Source organism: Pseudomonas sp. G5(2012) (genome assembly GCF_000408945.1).
GTDB classification, from domain to species: Bacteria; Pseudomonadota; Gammaproteobacteria; order Pseudomonadales; family Pseudomonadaceae; genus Aquipseudomonas; species Aquipseudomonas umsongensis.
The window spans coordinates 22877-45126 of the sequence record NZ_APIO01000041.1 but is presented as its reverse complement, the minus strand read 5'-3'; the positions used below and the strand labels follow the sequence as shown (position 1 = coordinate 45126).

The following is a 22250-nucleotide window of genomic DNA, read 5'->3' as shown; positions in this document are numbered from 1 at the left end:
TGCTGCCATCCAATGCTCCCTGATCGGAGTACGCACATGACTCAATCAATACGGTTATTCCTGACAACCGTGCTCGCGGTTGCAGCATTGGCATCGGCCAGTTTCCTGAACACTGCAGGTGCCGCCACCGCCGAGGATCTCAATACCGACTCCCGGCAAGCGTTGCAGACGCTCTACAAGACCAATCCCTTTTCCGAAACCATCTCGCACAAAGCCAAGGCCGTTCTGGTCTTTCCGAAAATCATCAAGGCCGGCCTGGTATTCGGCGGCAGCTACGGCGAAGGCGTGTTGATGAAGAGCTCGAAGGTCGTGGATTACTACAACTCCGTCAGCGGCTCCTGGGGACTGCAGGCAGGCGCCCAGTCATATGGCTATGTGGTTTTCCTGATGACCGACAAAGCGGTGAAATACATCACTGAAACCAAAGGCTGGGAAATCGGCGTAGGGCCAACCGTGGTCGTGGTGGATGAAGGGGTTGCCAAGAACCTGTCCAGCTCGACGCTGAAAGACGACGCGTACGCGTTCATCTTCGACCAACAGGGTCTGATGGCCGGCATCAGTATCGAAGGCACGAAGATTTCCCTGATCAAACGCTGAAGGGTGCGCGCCCAATGAGTTTTCTTATCATTTAAAGGAGCGCAGAATGAGCTACCTGGCGTTCGAATGACGTGTCTCGCCCAGTGGGCGTGCCAGTCATATCGGGCGCCATGGCCAAGGGGACGATGAACTCGTTTGCTGTCGACTTTGGGGACTGGAGGAGGCGTTTTGAAACCATTCCCGCTCAAACCCGGCACCTCGACCCTGGACGTATTTCTTCAAGCGTGCCTGCCCCGCCGTGACGCTGTTCCGCCCACCTTGACGGAAAAAGCGGTCATCCCGGGCATTCCCGATGCTCGCTACAGGCTGGACCATGACCTGACGCCGTTCATCCAGGATGCGATTCAATCCAACAAACGTGAGAGCGAGGTGCTCGCCAAGGCCGGTAAGCCGAGCGATATCCTGCCGCCGGCCAGCATGCTGGCCGTTTCTGGTGGCGGCGATGCAGGCGCATTTGCAGCGGGACTGATTGCTGGATGGACCACCCATGGCACACGGCCAATCTTCAAGGTCGTCACGGGCATTAGTGCGGGTGCCCTGGTCGCCCCGTTCGCTTACCTGGGGCCGGAATACGACAGCGTGATCCGGCACGTCTGCAATGAAATCGGTCCAAAAGACATTTTTCATTCGCGAAACGTGCTGACCCGTCTTGCCAGCGACGGCATAGCGGACAGCAAGCCACTGTCGCGGCTCATTACAAAATACGTCACTGAGCAGATTGTGGCGGCGATCGCCGCACAATACGCCAAGGGCAGGATCCTGCTGATCGGCACCACTGACCTTGATGCAGGCCGACCCGTCACCTGGAACATGGGCGCCATTGCCGCAAGCCAGGCACCGGGAGCGCTCGACCTGTTTCGTAACATCATGATCGCGTCGATGAGCATTCCGGGTGCTGTCTCACCCGTGATGATCGATGTGGAGGTCGATGGCAAGCAGTTTCATGAAATGCACGTGGACGGCGGGGTCATCACTCAAGTGTTTCTTTACCCACCTGGCACGCTCGTGGGGCTCAACAGGGCCGCTGGCGTACCCTTGCGTCTCGAACGTCATTTCTATGTCATTCGCAACGGGACGCTGGAGCCGCAATGGTCCGGGACCAAGCGCCGTACATTGAGCATCGGCGGCCGAGCCATCAGTGCATTGATTCAAACCCAGGGGATCAGCGACCTGGAGCGAATCTACCGCATGGCGCAGCAGGATGGAGCGCATTTCAACCTGGCGTACATCGGCTCTGACTTTAACGTAGCGCGCACTCAAAAATTCGATGGCGAGTACATGAAGCGGTTGTTCGATTACGCCTTTCAACTCAGCGCGAAGGGCTACGCGTGGCATAAATCACCGCCCTCGCAAAACCCCAGGCTACGAACCCATCGCTGAAAAGCTCTGCCAGCAACTTCGTGAAAGGAGGCGTTTGAGATGCAACTCATCACGTTGAAAATCGAAAAGCCGGAAGATACGAACTTCATCCTGGGTCAGACGCACTTCATCAAGTCGGTCGAGGATATCCACGAAGCATTGGTCAATGCCGTGCCGGGTATCCGTTTTGGCGTGGCCTTTTGCGAGGCCTCGGGAAAATGTCTGGTGCGATGGTCCGGCACCGATACCGCCATGATTGAACTTGCACAGAAAAATGCCAAGGCCATCGGCGCAGGCCATAGTTTCATCATCTTCCTGGGTGACGGTTTTTATCCGCTGAACGTATTGAACAGCGTAAAAACGGTGCCAGAGGTATGCCGCATTTTTTGTGCGACAGCCAATCCGACTGAAGTGATTCTCGCCGAGACGGATCAAGGGCGAGCAATCCTGGGCGTAGTGGATGGCTTCTGCGCCAACGACATTGAAGGCGACGCCGACATCCTGTGGCGCAAGAACCTGTTGCGGCAGATTGGCTACAAGCAGTGAATTGCACTGGGCCTTGTATCTTAATTCGCGAAGTAAGTGTCGACCGCAAGACTTGTGTACCTGAGGGGAGCGATTCGTATCTATGCCAACTGCATCAGCGCATCCTCCACCGCAGCCACCATGCGGTTGCCCTTGCCCCCTGGAAGCTTCCAGGAAGCGATGACCATGCCAAGTGCAACCGATTGATCTAGCGGTGCGACCAGTTCGCCGCTGTCCAGATACCGCTGGATGAGGCTGCGGCGACCAATGAGCACACCCGCGGCCATCAGGGCTTGCTGCACGGCGATGGAGTACAGGGAAAAACCGGGGCCGCGGGCGACGAACTTCTGAGTCGGCATGACCGAGCGGGCCCATACCTCCCAGTCACTCACATCCGGGATACAGCGCACGTTGGCGAGATCTTCAGGATGCTTGATCTGGGCAGCCAGGGCTGGCGTACAGGCCCGCATTATCTCTTCGACGGCGAGCACGGTGGTCACCGCATTGGTGATCAATCTTCGCTTCCTGATGTACAGCGCATCGTTGGCGCCCCACCTGCACCACTTGCCCCGAAGCAAGACCTGGCCCATGTCCTATTTGCTCGCCGACCAGGTCGAGCGAGCTTTCCCAGTGGGACCTTTCCTGTTGCACGTCGGGCCAGTTCTGACGCCGAGGTCAATCCCGGAAATGGACTGGGGACGGGGAGCCAGGTCTTCAATTACAACGCGAAGATCTACACCGATCAGGCGACACCGCCAGCGGGGAGTTATCTGGACAGTGTGGTGCTGGATGTGGGGTTTTGATGTTTGGTCGCTTGATAGCTAACCCGGATTCCGTGGACGCCCGCTGATTTCAGGAGGCCGCGTCGTTCAGGCGCGGCAATATGCAGCTTACGCAGCCTTGAAGGAGTACGCCGCCAGCTTGTTACCGTCCAGGTCTCGCGCGTAAGCCGCATAGGCGTTAGGTGCCCAGACTCGCGGACCCGGTCCCCTTCGTCGTGTATGGCAGATGCCGGTGACGATGATTAGCACCAGCATCGATTTCGACGATTTGCAGAGGCTGGTTCGACGCGAAGGCGACAGCAGTTCGTGATTTGATCATGGACTTTTTCCTGAGCGCCCAAAGGAGTCGCCTCTGTGCAGAAGCGGTAAAAATCAGTAGTGAGAGAGTGTCGCGACGTTACATAAGCGGCGGGCATCCGTGCCCTCGAGACCGGTTAGAGCGCTGCCTTGATTTTTTTGCCGCGGCTTCATCGATCCAGGCGTGCCAGGCTTCCGGGTGCTCCTTGAGGATTATCCTTGCCAGCTTTAGCGATTCGATGCGCTCCTGGGTCATCCGCGCCAGGTTCTGGTTCAACAAATCGGCTGTAGAAACGGCCTTTTGGGCGGTTCCTCCGGATCCTTGAACACCGCCAGGTGCTTGCTCCCATCATGATGTCGGTCAGGAGCATCCCGCTCTCCCAGTTCAGGCCGGCAAACTTCAGCACCTTGACCGAATCGCACCAACCCGAGGCCTGGCTTGAAGCACTGCCAACGAGCAAGCCAAAGGTGAGTAACGAAGCCAGCAAACTCTTCCTGTTTTGGCTGACCCCATGGCCACCGACCATCCACTGGCGGACAGCAAAATAACTACGCTCAGGACTTCAAGACCTACAATCTGGTGAACTATTCAGCCGATCGCGCCAGTGGCTGGGAATACGACCGTTTCTTATTTTGAGCAGAGGACCGCTATTGCGCACTCGGACATTACGACCTGGTAAACGATCTGCTGGCGGATCCAAGGCAAAGTGATCAATATCTCCAGAACACAGGCGTCAAAATCACCAGCACCGTCAGAATCTCCAAGCGCCCAAGTAGCATGCCAACGGTCTGCAACCACTTTGCAGTGTCTGGCAACGAAGCAGAATTGCCCGCAGGCCCAATGATCGTGCCAAGCTCCGGCCCAACATTGCATACTGCAGTGGCGGCCCCACTCAAGGCCGTCGTCCAATCCAATCCGATCAACGCCAATCCCAATGCGATCACGGCAATGGTGATGGTGATGGTGAAGAAAAATGAGAACGTCAACAGCGAGCGCAGGACTTCCTCATCAATCGGGTGACCGTTGTATTTTTTCTGGATCACTGCGCGAGGATGGATCAGTTGCTTCAAGCCACTCAGGAGCAACGCGGCAGCAACCTGAAAGCGGAAAGTTTTTAGGCCACCAGCGGTAGATCCTGAGCATCCACCAACGAAGGTCAGGTAGAAAAACAACAACACAGAAAAACTGCCCCACAGTGTGTAGTCACCTACTGCGATGCCCGTTGTCGTGACGACCGAAGTCACGTTGACGGCTACGATGCGAAAGGCATCCCACCAGCCGTAATCGCTGTGTAAACACAGCCACGTCCCTATTATCAGCCAGGTAACGATCAGAAACAGCTAGCCAAGACCCGCGCTGTCAGTTGTCGAAACTTATCCAGCGTACAAAAAACCCGGCACTAGGCCGGGTTTACCCATGCTCCTCAACGGCCCCCAACTGAGAGGGATGGAGAACTGACAACAAAGCACAGGCCGCGGATAGTGCCAAAGGCCATTTTGTAAAGCACTCGACTCGTGAAAAGAGGTTGCGACGATAGGCTGCTTCGACTTTCCGCACAGTGATCATTGATTCAACGCCACGACTCCTCATCAGCTACACCACCGGCAGGATGTAAACTCAATCGAGCAATGGCCGGGCTGCCGTCGCCCAGTGGTGATCGCACCGATGAAACTAGCACATAGCTAAAAGTCTCAGTACTTCAGTTTCCCCCAGATCAATCCAAAGAGTGCGGCCAAGGCAGAAGCCGCCAGAACACTGAGTTTCGCTGCCGAGAGTAACGCCGGATCAGGAAACGCTAACGACGCAATGAAAATGGACATGGTGAATCCGATGCCAGCCAACAGTCCCACCAGGCCAACACCCACCCAAGTCACCCCCTGGGGTAGCTCACAAATGTTGAATTTGACGAGGGTTACGCTGGCCAAAATGATTCCCATAGGCTTACCCAGCACCAGCGCCAGTACCACCCCAATGAACACATTCAGGGAAACCGCATCGCCCAGGTTATTGCCCTCCAGACTCACCCCAGCGTTAGCCAATGCAAAAAGTGGCATGACCCCAAACGCGACCCATGAATGCAATCCCGCCTGCACTCGCTGCACAGGAGGCAATATTTCCCGCTCAGCGTGTCGGAGTTGTTTGAGCGGTGTCGCCACTGCCTGCGCACTACTCCCGGATTGGGCAAGTCGATCCATCAGTTCATGAAACGTGCGCCCTATGGTGTCCAGCGGGCGTTCCGTGGCAGGTTTGGAGATGACCGGCGTCATCAGCCCGAGAATCACCCCCGCGAGCGTTGGGTGCACACCGGTTTTCAAGAGACCCAACCAAACAATTGCACCAGGCAGTATGTACACGTAGGCCTTGCTGATCCCCATTCGCTGAAAAGCCAACACCAGTGCCAGACCGCTCAACGCCACCCCCAAACCGAGATAATTGAGGGTCGAGGTATAGAACACGGCGATGATGAGGATGGCGACAATGTCGTCGATAATGGCCAGCGCCAACAGCAACACACGAATCCCCCCCGGAATAGACTTCCCCAGGAGTGCGAGTACACCTACTGCGAATGCAATATCGGTGGCCGTCGGTACGGCCCAACCTGCACTGGCCTCGGTTCCATGATTGAACAGCATGTAGATGATCGCCGGCACCAAGACTCCGCCCAATGCGGCGCCTAGAGGCAGGGTCGCCAACTTTAAATTCGCGAGCGCGCCGTCATGAATTTCCTGGCGTATCTCCGCGCCAACCACGAGGAAGAATATCGCCATCAACCCGTCATTAACCAAAAAGTGCAATGAGCACGCGACCTTGAAGTCACCTAGTCCCAATGTGAGCTGGGTATTCCAGAAATGCTCGTAAGAATCGGCAATCGGGCTGTTCGCCCAAATCAGCGCAACCAATGCCGCGAGTAAAAGCACCACACCACTGACGGCTTCGATATGAGAAAACTGCTCAATCGCAGTCAGCGCGCGAGCGGTCAACAGCTGGGGACGCGGAATAGAGGGGGACGCCGAGTTTTGATCAGGCACATTGACTCTCCGCTAGCGGCCCGACCAGCGTTTGAGCATTAACCTGCGATGTGCCGTATGCAGCAACGCACCCAGCTCGATGATAAGTAGCTTGCCGATGGGAAGCAAATGACTCCGGCAATGAACCTTCCGCCGACAATGGCACTCCATCAAAGGTAATTGGGTTGCTGCATCGGCAGACCCGAATATGCGTCCTGGCTCAATGACGTCGCTAGAGAGGGTATTGACGATGATTGCTCGTTGGCGCTGGCTACTGCATCAGATGACTAAACGGCTTTGGGTCAGAGCCAGCTTGTTTTCTGTCCTGGGGGTGGCGACCGCATTGCTCGCCGTTGTCTTCAAGGACTACATTCCCGCCTCACTGCCCGCGCGTATCGGCGCCGACGCCGTTGACAAGATTCTGGGCATCATCGCCTCCAGCATGCTCGCCGTTACCACCTTTTCGCTAAGCACCATGGTGGCCGCCTATGGTGCCGCAAGTAGTGGTGTCACACCCCGCGCCACCACATTGGTGATGGAAGACAGCACGACCCAAAATGCGCTAGCTACCTTTATCGGTTCATTTCTATTCAGCTTGGTTGGGATCATTGCATTAAGCACTGGTGTCTATGGCGCGCAGGGAAGGGTTTTGCTTTTTGCGGTGACCATCGCCGTAGTGATTTTGATCGTGTACACACTTCTGCGTTGGATCGATCACCTATCGAGACTGGGACGGGTGGGTGAAACCATTGATCGCGTCGAAGAGGCCACCATCAATGCGATCAACAATCGGGTCAAATGGCCTTATCTGGGGGGAGTCGCCTACCCTACCGACGGAATTGTTCCATACTCAACGAGAGCCATCACCAGCCTTCAGACCGGGTATGTCCAACACATCGATGTACATGCCTTAGGGGCAATTGCTGAAGAGCACGAGACGCAGATTTATCTCGATATTCTTCCTGGCACCTTTGTACATGAAGACATGCGCTTAGCCCGCGTCGCGATTTTAAGCAATGAGCGCGTCGAAGAACTGGAAGCCTGCACTGAAAAGATCCTTGGCGCGTTGACCATTGGCGTACGACGAACCTTTGAGCACGATCCCCGGTTCGGGCTTTCGGTGCTGTCGGAGATTGCCTCACGCGCCTTGTCACCTGCGGTCAATGACCCCGGAACTGCAATTGACGTACTCGGTCGCGGTGTCAGGAGTCTCACCTGTTGGGGTAAGCCACCAGGGGAGATCGAGCATGTAGATTCCGGGTGCGAGCGAGTCTTCCTGCGCGGACTGGACGTCGATGATCTGTTCGATGACTTTTTTGCCCCCATCGCCAGAGATGGCGCGAGCTTGATTGAAGTGGACCTTCGAATGATGAAGGCACTGATCAGTCTGGCCCAGATCAATCCGGATATTTTCAAGAATCCCTGTGCCAGACATATGACCCTTTTACTCAAGCGGGCAGAGCATGCGCTCACAATGTCCGAAGACAAAGCGAAGCTCAGTGCACTGGATCGAACCCTGGTTCACAAAAACAACCTATCGATTTGATTTTCGTGTTGCGGAGTCATTATCCGGTGATTGCAGAAAGCCGCGAGCCAGTTGCTGGTACAACTCGGGCCCCATCCGCGCACTGACTGCTTTGGCAATCAATGCCACTGCCAAGAGACTGATGACCATCCCATGGCTGTCGATCATCTCCATCACAATGATCGCGGAAGTGATCGGAGACTGTGTTACAGCGGTGAGAAAACCGACCATGCACAGCGCAATAATCGGCTGCGCCGCCAAACCAAAGAAGTCCGCGACGTTCTCACCTACCGCGGCGCCAACGGCCAGGGACGGGGCAAAAATGTCGCCCGGAATACCGGAGAAGTATGTCACTACCGTCGCAAGAAAACGGGTGATCGGCGCGCGCCACGGCAGGCCGACATCGGACACGATGATCTGCGACGTGATCCCGTAGCCACTGCCAAATGACATGCCGCCACTCAACCAACCCAGAATCGCCACTATCATCCCACAAGCGCCGGCAAACCAGACGGGATGCACGCGCCGCCATTCCCAGAGGACGAATCGATGATGACGTTGAGGCCACAGCAGCATCCGGCTGAACAATCCGCCCAGCAACCCGCAACCAATGCCGGTCACCACGACCGGGACGATGATATCCAGACCGATTTCGTGAATATCGAAGTGACCGAAATAATTGTAGTTACCCTGCAAGGCGATGGCGACCATCCCCGACAGAATGATCGTGCTAAGCAAAACCCCGCTAGTGCGAGTCTCCAGCTTGCGCCCCAACTCCTCGACGGCAAAGGCTACAACGGCTAGCGGTGTATTGAAGGCTGCTGCGATACCTGCCGCCCCTCCAGCCAGAATGAGATCTTCGCTGCGGATGATTCGCGCATTAGGCAGATAACGGTGGAAAAAATGCATGATCGAGGCGGCGACTTGCACTGGCGGCTCTTCACGTCCAGCGGAAAAGTCACCCGTCAGCGCCAGCGTACCGAGGCCTATCTTGGCAAAGGCAATATGCAGCGACACCAGTTTGTCGACGCGTTTGCCTTGATGCGCCTGGCGCGTAGCAGCGATCACTTGGGGAATGCCGCTGCCATGGGAGCCTACAAAAAACGGGTGGGCAACCTGAAGCGGTACCGACGGTGGCGATCACTAATATTCTGGTAACGCGTGCCGACTTGTCCGATGAAGTGGCTTATGAAATGACCAAGCTGTTGTTCGAAAACCTGACCCGACTGGGCAACTCTCATTCGGCGGCCAAGGACATCAAGCTGGAAAATGCAGCCAAAAACCTGCCGATAGCAATGCACCCGGGCGCCCCATTACTGGGTTGGGGATTGCCAACGTCGTGACGACAGGACAATTCACGATCCCGCTGATGAAGCGCTTTGGTTACCGGGCGGCTTTTGCCGGCGGGGTCGGGCTGGCACTGACGGCGATCGGGATTCTTGGCTCGGCGATCATTCTCAGAGTGCATGGTTTTGGGCTGCGCTGTGCATTCTGGATCGCCCTGGGCATTCTTTGCACTGGATTCTTCCAGCTGGGAATGGAACTGGGTGTACCCTGATCGTGTCACACATGTTCGTGTTCTATTTCGGCATCCTCGCCGACCTGACGCCACCGGTGGTCCTCGCCTGCTTTGCCGCTGCACCGATTGCGAAGGAGACCGGATTCAAGATCAGCCTATGGGCAGTCCGTGTTGCGCTCGCTGGATTCATCACTCCGTTCATGGCCGTCTAAAACCCGGCGCTCATGTTGCAAGGTGACAGTCTATGGATGACTGCCTACATGCTGATCAAGACCACGTTGGCGGTCGGTCTGTGGAGAATGGCGTCAACGGGTTACTTGCAGCAGAAGATGGCGCTATGGGAACGCTTCTTGAGTGTTGGCGCAGGTGCGCTGTTGATAGTTGCTTTGCCGCTGACCGATGAAGTTGGCTTCGCACTTGGGCTGCTGGTAGTCCTTCAACACCTGGGGCGGTCGAAGCAGATCGGTACGGCTAACGCATGATTGGATTGTGCCTGGGCCTGGCCGGTGTCGTCTGGGCCCAGTTACCCATTTCGAAGTTCACATTGGCGTGGAACCACACCATCGAGAAGGTCCGTTGGGAGGAGGACTACCGCGTCACTAAGCAAGGACTGGTAATGGAGGGAGCCAGTATCCAGGGCAATGTTGCGGGAATGGAAGTTCCTGAAAACGTCCGGTTGGAAAACGGTAGTTGGCACTACCGACCGGTCGTGAAAGCCACTAAATCCTATCGCGCGGACGATTCGACAGCCTGGCGTGTAGCAAAATACCTCACGCAGGAGAATTACAATTCTCTATGGAATAAGGTGAACGAGGCGTATATCACACGAGACGCTGAAACCGTGTGACCACTCACCCGAGAACTCCACACCTGTGTGTGAACGCCCATGATCTGGCCTATGCAAAATGTGGGCGATCAGTGGTCAGCCCGGAAGTCTCCATAACCTCTCGGCAACTCCATCCAAGTGTCAAGCGTTGCGAGCTGCCTGGCGACAGCAGCGTCCCACTCAGGGCCCCGGGCCATGTTTTTACTCATCATGTCGAGGATGACAGCTGTCGCCTGTTCGTACTCATGGTGTATTTCCAACGCTTTTGCTAAAAACTCTTCTTGCCGAGTCATAGGGGCTCCAACGGCGGAAACCGAGCATTGATTTGCATCCATACACAATTGACATCGGTAAGAATTCATTGGTTGCAAGAGACTCGTTGATAGCCCCAGCTCCACATCAGTCACACCGATTGTTTCACGCAGTGACCCGACTTGCGTAGGTACACACCAAACCAAAGGCCAACAAAAAGAACGCCAAATAAGGGGTCATGCTTTCCCTCCTTCCGGTGTGGGGCACATCTGTCGTGAATATATCCGTGCTTTGGCAGGCAACAAGGTTAAGGTGTGTTAAGAAAATTTAATCTTCGACCGCAACGCTGGTCACTAAGGTAGACCTCCCTAGGCTCTCGGCATTGAGTCGCAAGCCTTAGAGGCAGGCTGAATCGGAGGATGGTATGAGTTGCGCACTGGTTATAGAGGACGACAAGGTAACGGCGGAAGTCATCATCGCGGAACTCCAACGCCACGGTTTCAGTTCGAAATGGGCTGCAACTGGGCGCGACGGGCTGGCACTGGCGATTGCAGGAGGTTACGACGCCATTACCCTGGATCGTATGCTTCCCGATTTTGATGGCCTGACCATTGTCAGTACGTTGCGTAGTCTAGGGATTCAAACACCGGTCCTGATGATCAGCGCACTTTCAGACGTCGATGAGCGCGTTCAGGGCCTGCGGGCTGGCGGCGATGACTATCTGACAAAACCCTTTTCTGCTATCGAGATGGTTGCACGTCTTGACGCGTTGCTTCGACGCACCAGTGCAGGCACAAGCCATCCGCAACTTAGCTGCGGAAACCTGCGACTGGATCTGGTTGAGCACAAACTGACTCGCAATGACGAACACATCCTGCTACTACCGACCGAGTTCAAGCTGCTAAATTACCTGATGCGCAATGCCGGTCAGTTGGTCACCCGAACCATGCTGTTTGAAGAGGTCTGGGGTTATCACTTCGACCCTGGGACGAACATCATCGATGTTCACATTGGTCGTCTGCGCAAAAAGCTTGAAGGCGATGAAGGTACTCCCGTCATTCATACGATACGCGGTGCCGGCTATGTCCTTGCTACCAAAGACTGAGGAATGGCGCTCATCCGGTAGTCGATTGATCGGGTTCTACGCCGTATTTTTTGTGGTTTGGAGCGCTCTTTTCACCGGGGTGTTGTACTGGGAAATCTCCCACTACCTGGGAACCGTCGCAGAGCGGACATTATTGCAGCGTGCCCACTACTATCAAAAAATCGATGACAAAAAACTGGTGAAAGAACTGGCTGCCAGTGAAGCCTATTCAACGCCCGGAATCGATGCGTATGGATTGTTCACTTCCGACGGCACACACATTGCTGGAGACCTGCTCAAATTGCGCTCCAGTTTGCCCGATGATGGCAAGGTTCATTATCTTGAGCGCGGACTGAGCATTGCGTTGCCTGACAAGGAAACCAGAAGCAGTTATGCCCTGTTAGCACGTCGCCCCGACGGGCATATTCTTATCCTGGCGCGTGACGGCGGCTCGATTTTAGCCGTTGGCGGGATTATCGAGCAGGCACTACTGTGGGGATTTTCGTTAACACTCATCCCCGGATTGATTGGTTGGTATTTGTTGAGGCGTCTGCCGCTACGCCGTGTCAAACGCCTACAACTTTGTACCGAGAGTATCGTTTCAGGCAACTTGTCGGAGCGCTTACCCTTATCCACCCGCCGCGATGAATTGGATATGCTGGCAAGCGCAGTGAATACGATGCTTGATCATATCGAGCAACTGATGCATGAGGTCAAAAGCGTCTGTGATGGTGTCGCCCACGATCTGCGTACGCCACTCACACGGCTGCGTGCAAGACTCTATCAGCTCCAGCAACTGCCTATGGACAGTGATCACGAGCAAACATTGAATCAAGCCCTTGAGGAAAGCGAATCGATCATGGTTCGATTTCAAGGGTTGCTTCGGGTTGCTGAACTCGACGACATTCGTCGCCGCTCGGCTTTTGCACCATTCCAAATCATGGCGCTGTTACAGCAAGCGTATGAATTCTATGAGCCTTTGGCGCTCGATCGCTCCCAGACGCTATCCCTGGAAATTACCAATGACCTGCCTCAGTTGTATGGCGACTCTTCGTTGATGTTTGAAGCCTTGGTCAACTTGCTCGATAACGCCATCAAATTTACTCCAGAGGGAGGCCACATAAAATTGCGGGGTAGTATCAAGGATTCAGCGGTCGTCATTGAAGTCGCTGACGATGGGACTGGCATACCCGAGACAGACCGCACCCACGTCATTCGCAGGCTCTATCGAGGGGACGCCAGCAGAATGCAACCCGGCCATGGCCTCGGGTTATCCCTGGTCGCGGCCATCGTAAAATTACATGGCTACACGCTGGATATTCAGCCTACCGCCATGCATAGCGGTACCCGTGTCTTGATTATCTGCCCGACAATTTCCAGTTGATTGCGGATTCATCGACATCTGCACATTAAATTTAACTTAATCCAACTTAATTTGAGGCCCCCAGCCCTGAGAGCTAGCTTTGCAGCACATTCTGCTGATCCAAGGCGTCTTCCTTGTGAAATACCTGCTGTCCCTGCTTGTGTTAACCATGTTCTGCCTAATGCCTGTAGTTTTGGCTAACCCTGCGCTGGCTGAAACCCACTCACCTGGGACAATGATCCCAGCCCCTCCAAAGCTCGGGGCTAAAGCCTGGATACTGATCGACGCGGCTACGGGTAGCGTGATTACCAGTCACAACAGCGAAATGCGATTACCCCCCGCAAGCCTGACAAAAATGATGACCGCGTATGTCACCACAGGTGAAATCAAGGCCGGGAACCTGAAGGCTGATGACAGCAGCACCGTTAGCGAAAATGCCTGGCGTACGGGTGGTTCACGAATGTTTCTTGACCCGGGCAGTTCGGTTTCAGTTCACGACTTGCTGAGCGGTGTGATCATCGACTCTGGCAATGACGCAAGCGTTGCACTCGCCGAACATGTAGCCGGAAGCGAAGCAGCCTTCGTCGGGATGATGAATTCCACCGCATCCGTATTAGGCATGGGTAACACACACTTTATGAACTCCACCGGGCTGCCTGATCCAGAGCATTATTCATCTGCTCGCGATATGGCTTTGTTGGCCCGCGCAATCATCAGCCAAGGGGCTAACTCCTACGCCCTTTACTCCAAGAAACACTTTTCCTGGAACGGTATTCGGCAAGCCAATCGCAATCTACTTTTATGGCGCGATGCAAGCTTTGACGGATTGAAAACTGGCCATACCGAGGCCGCCGGTTATTGCATGGTGGCTTCGTCGCACCGAGTCGGGCGACGCTTGATCAGTGTGATATTTGGCGCTAGCAGCGCACATAAACGCACGGCAGAGACGGAAAAACTCATGGGTTATGGCTTTCGCTTCTTTGATACCCAAACCTACAAAAAAGCAGGGGAGATACTCACGTGGTCTGCGCTCTGGAAAGGCAAAGAACGATTGATCGCCGTGGGATTGCTGGACGATCTGACCCTCACCTTGCCCAAGAATGAAAACCGTGAAGTAGAGACACGGCTGAAGATTGACGGCCCACTCGAAGCGCCTATTTCTGCTGGCACCATCGTTGGAAAACTGGATTTGTACGATGCTGAGCAGAAACTTGGGAGCCTGCCATTGATAGCATTGGAAGACGGTGAACCAGGTGTTTGGTGGATACGTTGGTGGGACTCAATGCATCTATTTTTTTATAGAACAGTCCTCGGTTGGTTTGATGAACCTGCGATTGCATGACCGGGGCCGACGCTACCTCGCATCGAGGTGGAAATCCTCGGGCGACTCACGAAGCTGGAGCATCCGATGAACTCCGATGACTTGCGAAGAGATCTAGCACTGTCGAAGTTCTTCAAGGGCGATTCAGCACTTAATGACGCCGTTAAGGGACTGAGTGAGGATGAAAAACAACAGTGCATCGAGTCAGCCTTCGAAGAAGAGGCCACGCGTCTGGGGATCGAGGTGTGGGAATTAACTCTTACCCTGATTTCAGAGTCACCCGAAGAGCTGAAATGCATGACCATAGAATTTCATCGAGAGGTGGCAGAAATGGTAGAAATGGAATGGGAGGAGTATTGCAAGCTGAATGGAATTAACGGGCGACCTTATTAAATCATTGAGGTGCAAAATGAGTTATGAGGATATTAGAGCAGGCAACGAGATTCCCGATGATTTTTTTACAGTTGTCGACATTCCCGCAAACCATTCTCCAGTTAATTACGAGGTGGACAAATTAAGTGGGCAGATTTTCGTCGACCACTTCATCAGTACATCGCCGCTCTATCCGGCCTACTACGGATTTATTCCAAATACGCTGAGTGATGATGGCGACCTTCTCGACGTACTGGTGATTTGCCCTTACCCAGTATCGCCTGGTGTTGTAATTCGCAGCCGGCCAGTAGGCGTGATCTACACTACAGGTAGAACTGGCACCGGAGCCATCATCGTCGCGGTACCTCACGAGAAGCTCAGCCCTATGTACGCTAACGTGAAGGAATGGGAAGACTTTCCTGTACTGTTGATCGCCCAGATCCAGCATTACTTCGAATACTCCAAGGCGCTGGAACCAGGCAAATGGCTGAAGATGGGGCGTTGGGGGAGCGCAGATGACGCAAGGGTGGAGATTCGCAAGTCGGTCGCCACTTATGTCAAAAGATATAGGTGCACGCCCTGAGTCATACTTAACAGGGTCATGCTCATGGCTGGGAATCATTCGATTACCCGCCCGCTAAACAGCGTGCCGAAGGCGGCATACACACTGGCCAGTGCCATCAACAGGGCCACGGCAAATACCGTAAACATCGGGCGGTATTGAGTGACTTCGGGGTGGTGTCCACGCCTACCCCACGCTTGAAATCATCGGTTTGTTCGCATGTGCGCAGCCAATGGTCATCGACGTTATAACCCTCGCGCTTGAGCAGGTCACGGGACTTAAGCCCGAAAAGGACATACGTGTTCGGGCATGACCATGCGGTAGAGCTTGGCGCGTTTGTTGGGGGGCGGTCATCTTTAGATTCTCCATGCAGGTTCGTCTAACGCCAATGACTCACCGTATCCGGATAAATTCAATGACTGTGCCGGGCGGCCTGGAACAAGTTCATGATCGTCGCCGAACATATATCGCTGCACAGCCGGCATAAAAATAGATGACTTCGCCGGACGCTTACGCTGACAACACCCCGTTCACTCAAAATCCAGTGATCACCGTACTTGGCTTTGCGAGTCCAGGTAAATAACCTGGCAGGACAGATATGGTGTTTTCGCTCGTGCGATTTCGTAGGGGTGGTGGATGCCGCTTTATCGCGACTCCACCCGCCCCTTCTGACAAATCCTTTCCGTAAAGTACTCTAAAGGTTTCTAGCCTATTGCTTAACCGGCTACCACAAAGATGATGATCGGACCGCACACTGCCAACAACACATTGGAAATCGCGTAGCAAACGGTAAAACCAATTACTGGAGTGTTGCTCCCGGATTGCTCGATGATTTTGTTCATCGATGCTGCTTCGGTCTGCGCTCCGGCCAGGGCTCCAAATAGAATCATCGGATGCAAGCGCAGTACATAGCGACCGAAGTACAGTGCCACCAGCGGCGGCAGGATCGTTACCACAGCGCCGGACAGCAGCAACGATATCCCGTGCTCTTTCATCGCCGCAAACGCAGCCGGTCCGGCCAGCAAGCCCACCACCGCACCGAACGCGGTCAATCCGAACTCTGAAAATGCCCATTGTGCAGCCGGTGGCAACGCGCCGATTTCAGGATGCCGTGAGTTGAACCATCCAATCACCAGGGCAGTGACCAATACTCCACCTCCAACGCCTAGCTCCACGGGAATCATTCCGACATGGGTAGTTAGCAGGCCAAGTAATGACCCTACCACCATACCCAACGTATGCATTGCGATATCACTTTTGTAGTTGTTCTCTCGAATCCTTCCCAATCGATCGGCTAACGCTTCGACACTGGTGGTGCGGCCCGTAAGAGTAATCACGTCGCCTCGACGCAATACGGTATTGGGCAACAAAGGCAAGTCGTAGCCCTGACGGGTAATGGTGTTGACGAAACAACCGAGGCGTTGAGTACTGGCCAGCCTGACTCGAGCCTCATGGATAGTTTTGCCAGCAAACTCCGGCGAGGTCAGCACAATGTCCACCTGACGAGTCGGGAATGACAAGGATTCGGGATGGTCCATTTCCGGCCCTATCCATTCGGTGAGCGTACCGACTTCTTCTCGCGGGGCATAAACCCCAACAATGTCCCCTGCCTTGAGGACGAACTCCTCATCACGCTCTATCACCACGCCGACGCGCACTACACGTTCGATTGTCAGCGACTGGTGCTGCCCTTCTAAATCGGCAACGCGCTGGCCATCTGCAGAACCGTTGGTAATCACTTGGTGCGCGCGCACCACGATGCGCGTGTAAGGCACAGTGATTGCGTCTTCATCATTGGCAATGCCCAATTCCAGTTCCAGTTCGCGAGCAGATACCTTGAGGTCGACACCTAGCAACTTCGGAGCAACACTGCCCACGAAGACAATTAGGCCAATGGTGCCGAACAAATAAGTAATCGCATAGGCGATTGCCATGTGGCTGTTGAGTTCGGCCTTGGCCGCAGCATCGATTGCCAATTGATTGATGGCGCTGCTCGCTGTCCCCATGATTGCCGTATCGGTCAACGCCCCGGCGCCGAGCCCGGCAGTAAAACCTGCGTCGAAATCATAGAAGGCGTACATCAATAGAATTGATCCCAGCGCCGTTGCACACAGGACTACAGAAAGCACCACCAATTTCAGGGTGCCGCGATTAAGACTGCCGAAAAACTCCGGTCCGCTCTTGAAACCGACGGCGTAAATGAACATCACAAAAAATACCGACTTCATCCCGGCGGGTACCTCCAGGCCGATCTGACCGATCAATAGCCCCATCAACAGCGCACCAGCCACTGAACCTAGATGAAAGCTGCCGATTCGAATACGGCCGATAAAAACGCCCAGCGCAATGGCGAGGAATACCGCAATTTCCGGGTTGGAACGCAGGGCGTGCAACATAAATTCGAGCATGTCACAGACTTCCTTTGAGTAAGATCAAGTGTCCTTCCGTTGAAGTGCGGGTGCCGTGAACCACTTTTCTTTGGGTACTTTCTTCTCTTCGCGCGGATCACCCAAATAGTGCGGTGACATGATTTGTACGCCGTACTCGTTGAATACATCCTGGATGTTGGCGTGCAGTATGCTGAGCAGTACCGCACGGGGTCGCGGCAGGCTGGGAATCGCCTGGGCAACCAGCCGGTATTCCGGGTAGAAGTCTGATAATGCCGTTTGAAACACTTGAGGTGGCGGGTCCTCCTGAACACCCGGGGTACGCTTGGCGGCTTCCAGTAGCATCCCCTCTACCTGCCGCCATGGTGTGTCGTAGCCAATGGTTACAACGGTGTCGACTACATAACCAGCACCTTTTACGGTTCGAGAATAGTTTTTGGTGACGGTGCCCGTAATCATCGAGTTGGGCAAAGTCAGCACTTCCCCAAGGCCAGTACGAATGCTTGTTGTGAACGTCCCCAGCTCTGTGACCGTGCCTTCATACTCGCCAATGCGCACGAACTCACCCGGGCGCAAGGTTCGAGTGTAGGTCAGGATCAAACCCGCAGCCGCTTGGCCCACTACGCTGGACGCGCCGAGCGAGATCATTAAACCGATCAACACCGACAATCCTTTGAAGGCATCGGTGCCGGCGCCCGGCAAATAGGGATAGGCCATGGCGAAGGCAAACAACCAGATTGCTAACGAGGTCAAGCGCTGGGTCGGCCGGAGGGTTTCATGGCTCAGCCAACTGAAGGACCCAGAGGTGGCCACGCGATGGACTATTCGACGAGTGAACGCGGTTGTACCCTTCGCGATGAGAAAGATCGCCACTGCAACACCCATTCCAGGTATTGCATCCATTATGCCTTGCAGCAAATAAGTTGCGACTTCCAGAAGGTATTTGTTGAGACTTTCCCCCCATGGTCGGGTGTATGGAAAGCGCGACATGACGAATCCCAACCACTCATACGTCAGCAGCAGTATCACGCCCCAACGCAGTGCCCCAAACAAACGACTGACCAGTGGGTATAGATAATTAGCGTCGATCACTTGGGTTCGCCCGACCCTTAAGGTCCGGGTGTGTCGATGCATCAACTCGGGGAGTTTCCCCAGCAGTTTCCGTCGTAAATAGGCCATGCCCCAAAGCAGCACAAAGTAAATGGCTGTGGCGAATGCCGCAGTGCCAAGAGCTCTGAGAATCAACCGTAGACTTCGTGCCTCCTGAGTTTCAGCCACCACCTGCCTAAGCTTCTCAGCCGTGCCTTCGGCTGCCTCACGCACCGAGGCATATTCCAAACTGTCGACATCTTTGGGTGAGACGATAAAAGCGCGTTTGGTTCCCAGCAGAATCAAGTAGCTATTCTGAATGGGGTCGAGGGTAACAGCGAGATCGTCAGAATCATCCAGCGCTTCGTTGATCACCGTTTTCGCGCGCTTCGCTCGAGTGTCCGGGGACTCTCCCAGCAGAGTTGCACGGAAGACCATGATGCTGCGATTGGCGACTTTGAGATCTGCAGGAGGATGTTCAACAGGGTGCAGTGCGTCTTCTGCGAAGAGCAAAACAGACCAGGACATGCTTAAAACGGCGACCAGTATTGGAAGAAACCTGTCCCGCATCTGCCTGCTCCTTGATTAACAGGTTCCTACGCGGAGTTTGACGATGACATTCAATGCATGTCGTTTCCATGAGTCCTGGAACCAAAGCGTAGTTCAGCAGCTGCAAGATGTCAGATTGCAGGAGGTTACTAATCCCGAACTGGGGATGCGGCAATTGGTGATGAGCCACAGCTTCACACGAAGCCACGATTAGCGCTGCACCATCTGATGCCAGAAGCTGGGTTGTTCTTATGCTCCAGCCTTGGCAGCAGAGCTTGGGCATACCATCTCCGGACATCGCGGGCGGAATACAGAGATGTCTCTGCCGGGCGCTCACATCGGTTGTTCCGCTTCGCGCACATTAATGCCATGGCCAAGGTGATCTTCGGCGATGCAGGATAGGCCCGGTTCTTTCCCAAGGTGGCCAATAAGCTTGCACGAGCGTGGAATATGTTTTGGGCTGCGCGATGATGCACACCCCGTGCAGAGTAGTAAAACTTTCCGGACATCACGCATCAGTCTTGGCCTTGGCCTTGGCCTATTGCATCACTTGAGCCGCTACACGCAAGGCAACCCCCTGCTATGATTTCTTAGGGACCTCATCGTAGAGGTCGCCCATGAACGCTTTAGCCAAGATCCGCATTGAGGCCAAAACATCAGCCGTTACTGACCGCACTCGATAACACCGATTACGGCTGGCAGCATTCTGATTCGGCGAGTTGAACAATGTCCATGCCTATAGAGCAATACGCCATGATCGGTGACGGCCATACCGCCGCACTGGTGGGCCGTGATGGTTCGATCGATTGGCTGTGCTTGCCCTATTTCGACTCGGGCGCCTGCTTCGCAGCCCTGCTAGGTGGCTCAGAGAATGGGCGCTGGGCGATTGCCCCACGCGAAAAAATCACTTCGGTAAGTCGCCGATATCGCGAAGGTACTTTAATCCTGGAAACAGACTTCGAGACCCCTTCTGGTGCAGTACGCCTGATTGATTGCATGCCATTATCGAACGAACGTTGGGATGTGTTACGCATCGTCGTAGGCCTGCGGGGGCGCGTCGCCATGGGAATGGAACTCGTTATCCGTTTTGATTACGGCTCCATTGTCCCTTGGGTAACCCGGCACAATGGCGCGCTGTTCGCGACTGCCGGGCCAGACACTCTCGAACTGCATACCCCTGTACACATACGTGGCGAGCAGATGACCTCACGGGCCGACTTTGAAGTCGGAGTCGGTGAGCGCGTGCCTTTCGTGCTCAATTACCGGCCGTCGCATGAACCGGCACAGCACGCCATTGACGCCGAAAGTACGCTGGAGCAAACCGAGCGCCACTGGCAGAATTGGTCTGGGCGCTGTCGCTTTGAATGCCGCTGGCAGGATGCAGTGCTGCGCTCCTTACTCACGCTAAAGGCACTCATCTACCAGCCCACAGGTGGCATCGTCGCAGCACCAACCACCTCGCTGCCCGAGTACCCGGGTGGCGTGCGTAACTGGGACTACCGTTACTGCTGGCTACGCGACGCGACCTTCACACTAAACGCTCTGCTACTCGCTGGTTATACCGACGAGGCTCTGGCTTGGTGCGACTGGCTGTTGCGCGCTGTGGCGGGTAGCCCGGCCGACCTGCAGATACTGTACAGCGTGACAGGCGAACGCCGGCTTAAAGAAACCGAAATCCCGTGGCTTCCTGGCTATATGCAGGCCGCACCGGTGCGCATAGGCAATGCAGCGGCGGAACAGTTCCAGCTCGACGTCTATGGAGAAGTGATGGACACCCTGCATTTGGCGCGCGCGGCGGGTCAGGTGCTGCAGCCGCATGCTTGGAACATCCAGTGTGCCTTGCTGAACTATCTTGACAGCCATTGGCAAGGGCCTGATGAGGGTATCTGGGAAGTCCGTGGGCCTCGACGGCATTTCACGCACTCGAAGGTAATGGCTTGGGTTGCCTTCGATCGAGGTATAAAAGCGGTCGAACGCTATGGCTTAGAGGGCCCCGTTGCGGCCTGGCGTCGAACCCGCGAACAAATTCATGCGCAGGTCTGCGAAGCTGGCTTCGATGTGAAACGTAAGTGCTTCACTCAGCATTACGGCAGTACGGCGCTTGATGCCAGCCTGCTACTCATCCCACTGGTAGGCTTTCTGCCGCCGGACGATTCTCGAGTACGATCCACGATCGCTGCGATCGAACGCGAACTTGTGGTCGACGGCCTGGTGCTGCGCTACCGCGTTGAGACTGCGACGGCCGTCGACGGCCTACCGCCAGGCGAAGGTGCCTTTCTGCCTTGCAGTTTTTGGTTAGCCGACTGCCTCGCCGTGACCGGTCGTCAAGTTGAGGCCGAGGCGCTGTTCGAGCGCCTGCTAGCTTTGCGCAACGACGTTGGCCTGCTCGCCGAGGAGTTCGACCCTCGCAGCGGACACATGCTAGGAAACTTCCCGCAGGCCTTAAGCCATATGGCGCTTATCAATACCGCACGATTGCTTTCACTGGCGCCGGGGCAGTTAGATGAATCGAGCCGCACAGGTGAGCGGCTGGTAACCACGAACGCCAGGCCATGTCCCCCGCACGAATGACTGCGTTACCGAGAATTCCTATCGTCGCGTCGGCCGTTCACCAGCGTGCATTTGAAAGCCGTCTAACTTGCAATTATTGGACATTCAGCTGTCACCGATTGAGTTTCAAACACATTGCACCGCGAGCCTAGAGAGCACTTATAAAACCCGGGGTCATTCACATCTATGCAGCAAACTCGCCTGGCTCAACAAGCACGGCCGCCGTTCATCAGTACCAAATTGGAGCGATACAATGGATTGAACTGGCTTTAGGTCTATCGT

16 protein-coding genes and 8 pseudogenes are annotated in these 22250 nt (G+C 54.9%); 14 read left to right on the top strand and 10 right to left on the bottom strand.

All coding sequences use genetic code 11. The annotated features are described in order from the left end of the window. Positions 1-36 precede the first annotated feature (36 nt). The 3 genes from PG5_RS13970 to PG5_RS13960 all read left to right on the top strand — a co-directional run bounded on the left by PG5_RS13970 (position 37) and on the right by PG5_RS13960 (position 2502). Positions 37-597, top strand: a complete 561-nt coding sequence (locus PG5_RS13970; protein ID WP_033043418.1) for a YSC84-related protein — start codon at positions 37-39, stop codon at positions 595-597. 168 nt (positions 598-765) lie between these two features. Further along, positions 766-1977 carry a patatin-like phospholipase family protein gene (locus PG5_RS13965; RefSeq protein ID WP_020797772.1) on the top strand — a complete coding sequence of 404 codons (1212 nt, stop codon included), beginning with the start codon at positions 766-768 and terminating at the stop codon, positions 1975-1977. A 39-nt stretch (positions 1978-2016) separates the two neighbouring features. After that, complete coding sequence (locus tag PG5_RS13960) at positions 2017-2502, top strand: adenosine-specific kinase (protein ID WP_020797771.1); 486 nt, start codon at positions 2017-2019, stop codon at positions 2500-2502. An 80-nt stretch (positions 2503-2582) separates the two neighbouring features. On the opposite strand, the gene PG5_RS13955 is transcribed toward PG5_RS13960, so the two are convergent. Then, on the bottom strand, positions 2583-2996 hold the full coding sequence (locus PG5_RS13955; protein WP_020797770.1) for a transcriptional regulator: 414 nt from the start codon (positions 2994-2996) through the stop codon (positions 2583-2585). Between PG5_RS13955 and PG5_RS34190 the strand changes: the two are divergent. Beyond that, positions 2974-3093: pseudogene (locus tag PG5_RS34190) on the top strand (AzlC family ABC transporter permease); the annotation flags it as partial. The gene PG5_RS13955 and the pseudogene PG5_RS34190 overlap by 23 nt on opposite strands. Before the next feature lie 278 nt (positions 3094-3371). Here the strand turns inward: PG5_RS34190 and PG5_RS34895 are convergent. From PG5_RS34895 to nhaA, 5 genes and pseudogenes are all read right to left on the bottom strand, one after another. Beyond that, positions 3372-3467: pseudogene (locus PG5_RS34895) on the bottom strand (VOC family protein); the annotation flags it as partial. A gap of 12 nt (positions 3468-3479) precedes the next feature. Further along, positions 3480-3582: pseudogene (locus tag PG5_RS35350) on the bottom strand (hypothetical protein); the annotation flags it as partial. 78 nt (positions 3583-3660) lie between these two features. After that, positions 3661-3906: pseudogene (locus PG5_RS34890) on the bottom strand (hypothetical protein); the annotation flags it as partial. A gap of 365 nt (positions 3907-4271) precedes the next feature. Beyond that, a pseudogene (locus PG5_RS13945) lies at positions 4272-4898 on the bottom strand (potassium transporter TrkG); the annotation flags it as partial. Between the two features lie 354 nt (positions 4899-5252). Then, positions 5253-6590, bottom strand: a complete 1338-nt coding sequence (gene nhaA, locus PG5_RS13940) for a Na+/H+ antiporter NhaA (protein ID WP_020797765.1) — start codon at positions 6588-6590, stop codon at positions 5253-5255. A 229-nt stretch (positions 6591-6819) separates the two neighbouring features. Here nhaA and PG5_RS13935 point away from each other — a divergent pair, with 229 nt between their 5' ends. After that, entirely contained in the window at positions 6820-8115 is a 1296-nt protein-coding gene (locus tag PG5_RS13935; RefSeq protein ID WP_020797764.1) for a DUF2254 domain-containing protein, read from the top strand. On the opposite strand, the pseudogene PG5_RS13930 reads toward PG5_RS13935, so the two are convergent. Continuing rightward, a pseudogene (locus PG5_RS13930) lies at positions 8104-9198 on the bottom strand (chloride channel protein); the annotation flags it as partial. The gene PG5_RS13935 and the pseudogene PG5_RS13930 sit on opposite strands and share 12 nt — an antisense overlap. Before the next feature lie 5 nt (positions 9199-9203). Here PG5_RS13930 and PG5_RS32910 point away from each other — a divergent pair. From PG5_RS32910 to PG5_RS33470, 3 genes and pseudogenes are all read left to right on the top strand, one after another. After that, positions 9204-9437: pseudogene (locus tag PG5_RS32910) on the top strand (TAXI family TRAP transporter solute-binding subunit); the annotation flags it as partial. After that, positions 9347-10095, top strand: a pseudogene (locus PG5_RS33475) (TRAP transporter large permease subunit); the annotation flags it as partial. The pseudogenes PG5_RS32910 and PG5_RS33475, both read left to right, overlap by 91 nt. After that, on the top strand, positions 10092-10460 hold the full coding sequence (locus PG5_RS33470) for a DUF1850 domain-containing protein (RefSeq protein ID WP_081648159.1): 369 nt from the start codon (positions 10092-10094) through the stop codon (positions 10458-10460). The pseudogene PG5_RS33475 and the gene PG5_RS33470, both read left to right, overlap by 4 nt. Before the next feature lie 68 nt (positions 10461-10528). Here the strand turns inward: PG5_RS33470 and PG5_RS34595 are convergent, their stop codons facing one another. Beyond that, positions 10529-10732, bottom strand: coding sequence for a hypothetical protein (locus PG5_RS34595; protein ID WP_042955411.1), 204 nt, complete (start codon positions 10730-10732; stop codon positions 10529-10531). A gap of 383 nt (positions 10733-11115) precedes the next feature. On the opposite strand from PG5_RS34595, the gene PG5_RS13910 reads away from it, so the two are divergent. The 5 genes from PG5_RS13910 (at position 11116) to ppa (ending at position 15414) form a co-directional block, all read left to right on the top strand. Beyond that, positions 11116-11796: a response regulator transcription factor gene (locus PG5_RS13910; RefSeq protein ID WP_020797758.1), complete on the top strand. Its 681-nt coding sequence runs from the start codon at positions 11116-11118 to the stop codon at positions 11794-11796. After that, entirely contained in the window at positions 11774-13159 is a 1386-nt protein-coding gene (locus tag PG5_RS13905; RefSeq protein ID WP_020797757.1) for a HAMP domain-containing sensor histidine kinase, read from the top strand. The genes PG5_RS13910 and PG5_RS13905 overlap by 23 nt, the downstream gene beginning before the upstream one ends. Before the next feature lie 160 nt (positions 13160-13319). After that, positions 13320-14480 carry a D-alanyl-D-alanine carboxypeptidase family protein gene (locus PG5_RS13900; RefSeq protein WP_052024692.1) on the top strand — a complete coding sequence of 387 codons (1161 nt, stop codon included), beginning with the start codon at positions 13320-13322 and terminating at the stop codon, positions 14478-14480. 66 nt (positions 14481-14546) lie between these two features. Further along, the gene (locus PG5_RS13895; RefSeq protein WP_020797755.1) at positions 14547-14852 is read left to right on the top strand and encodes a DUF6388 family protein; all 306 of its coding nucleotides are present in this window, start codon (positions 14547-14549) and stop codon (positions 14850-14852) included. Between the two features lie 16 nt (positions 14853-14868). After that, complete coding sequence (ppa, locus tag PG5_RS13890; RefSeq protein WP_020797754.1) at positions 14869-15414, top strand: inorganic diphosphatase; 546 nt, start codon at positions 14869-14871, stop codon at positions 15412-15414. Between the two features lie 695 nt (positions 15415-16109). Here ppa and aspT read toward each other — a convergent pair. Both aspT and PG5_RS13880 read right to left on the bottom strand, forming a co-directional pair. Then, positions 16110-17801, bottom strand: a complete 1692-nt coding sequence (gene aspT / locus PG5_RS13885; RefSeq protein WP_020797753.1) for an aspartate-alanine antiporter — start codon at positions 17799-17801, stop codon at positions 16110-16112. Positions 17802-17825: 24 nt separating this feature from the next. Then, a complete protein-coding gene (locus PG5_RS13880; RefSeq protein ID WP_020797752.1) occupies positions 17826-19439 on the bottom strand; it encodes a mechanosensitive ion channel family protein in 1614 nt (537 codons plus the stop codon). A 705-nt stretch (positions 19440-20144) separates the two neighbouring features. On the opposite strand from PG5_RS13880, the gene PG5_RS13875 reads away from it, so the two are divergent. Beyond that, a complete protein-coding gene (locus tag PG5_RS13875; protein ID WP_052024691.1) occupies positions 20145-21989 on the top strand; it encodes a glycoside hydrolase family 15 protein in 1845 nt (614 codons plus the stop codon). Positions 21990-22250 lie beyond the last annotated feature (261 nt).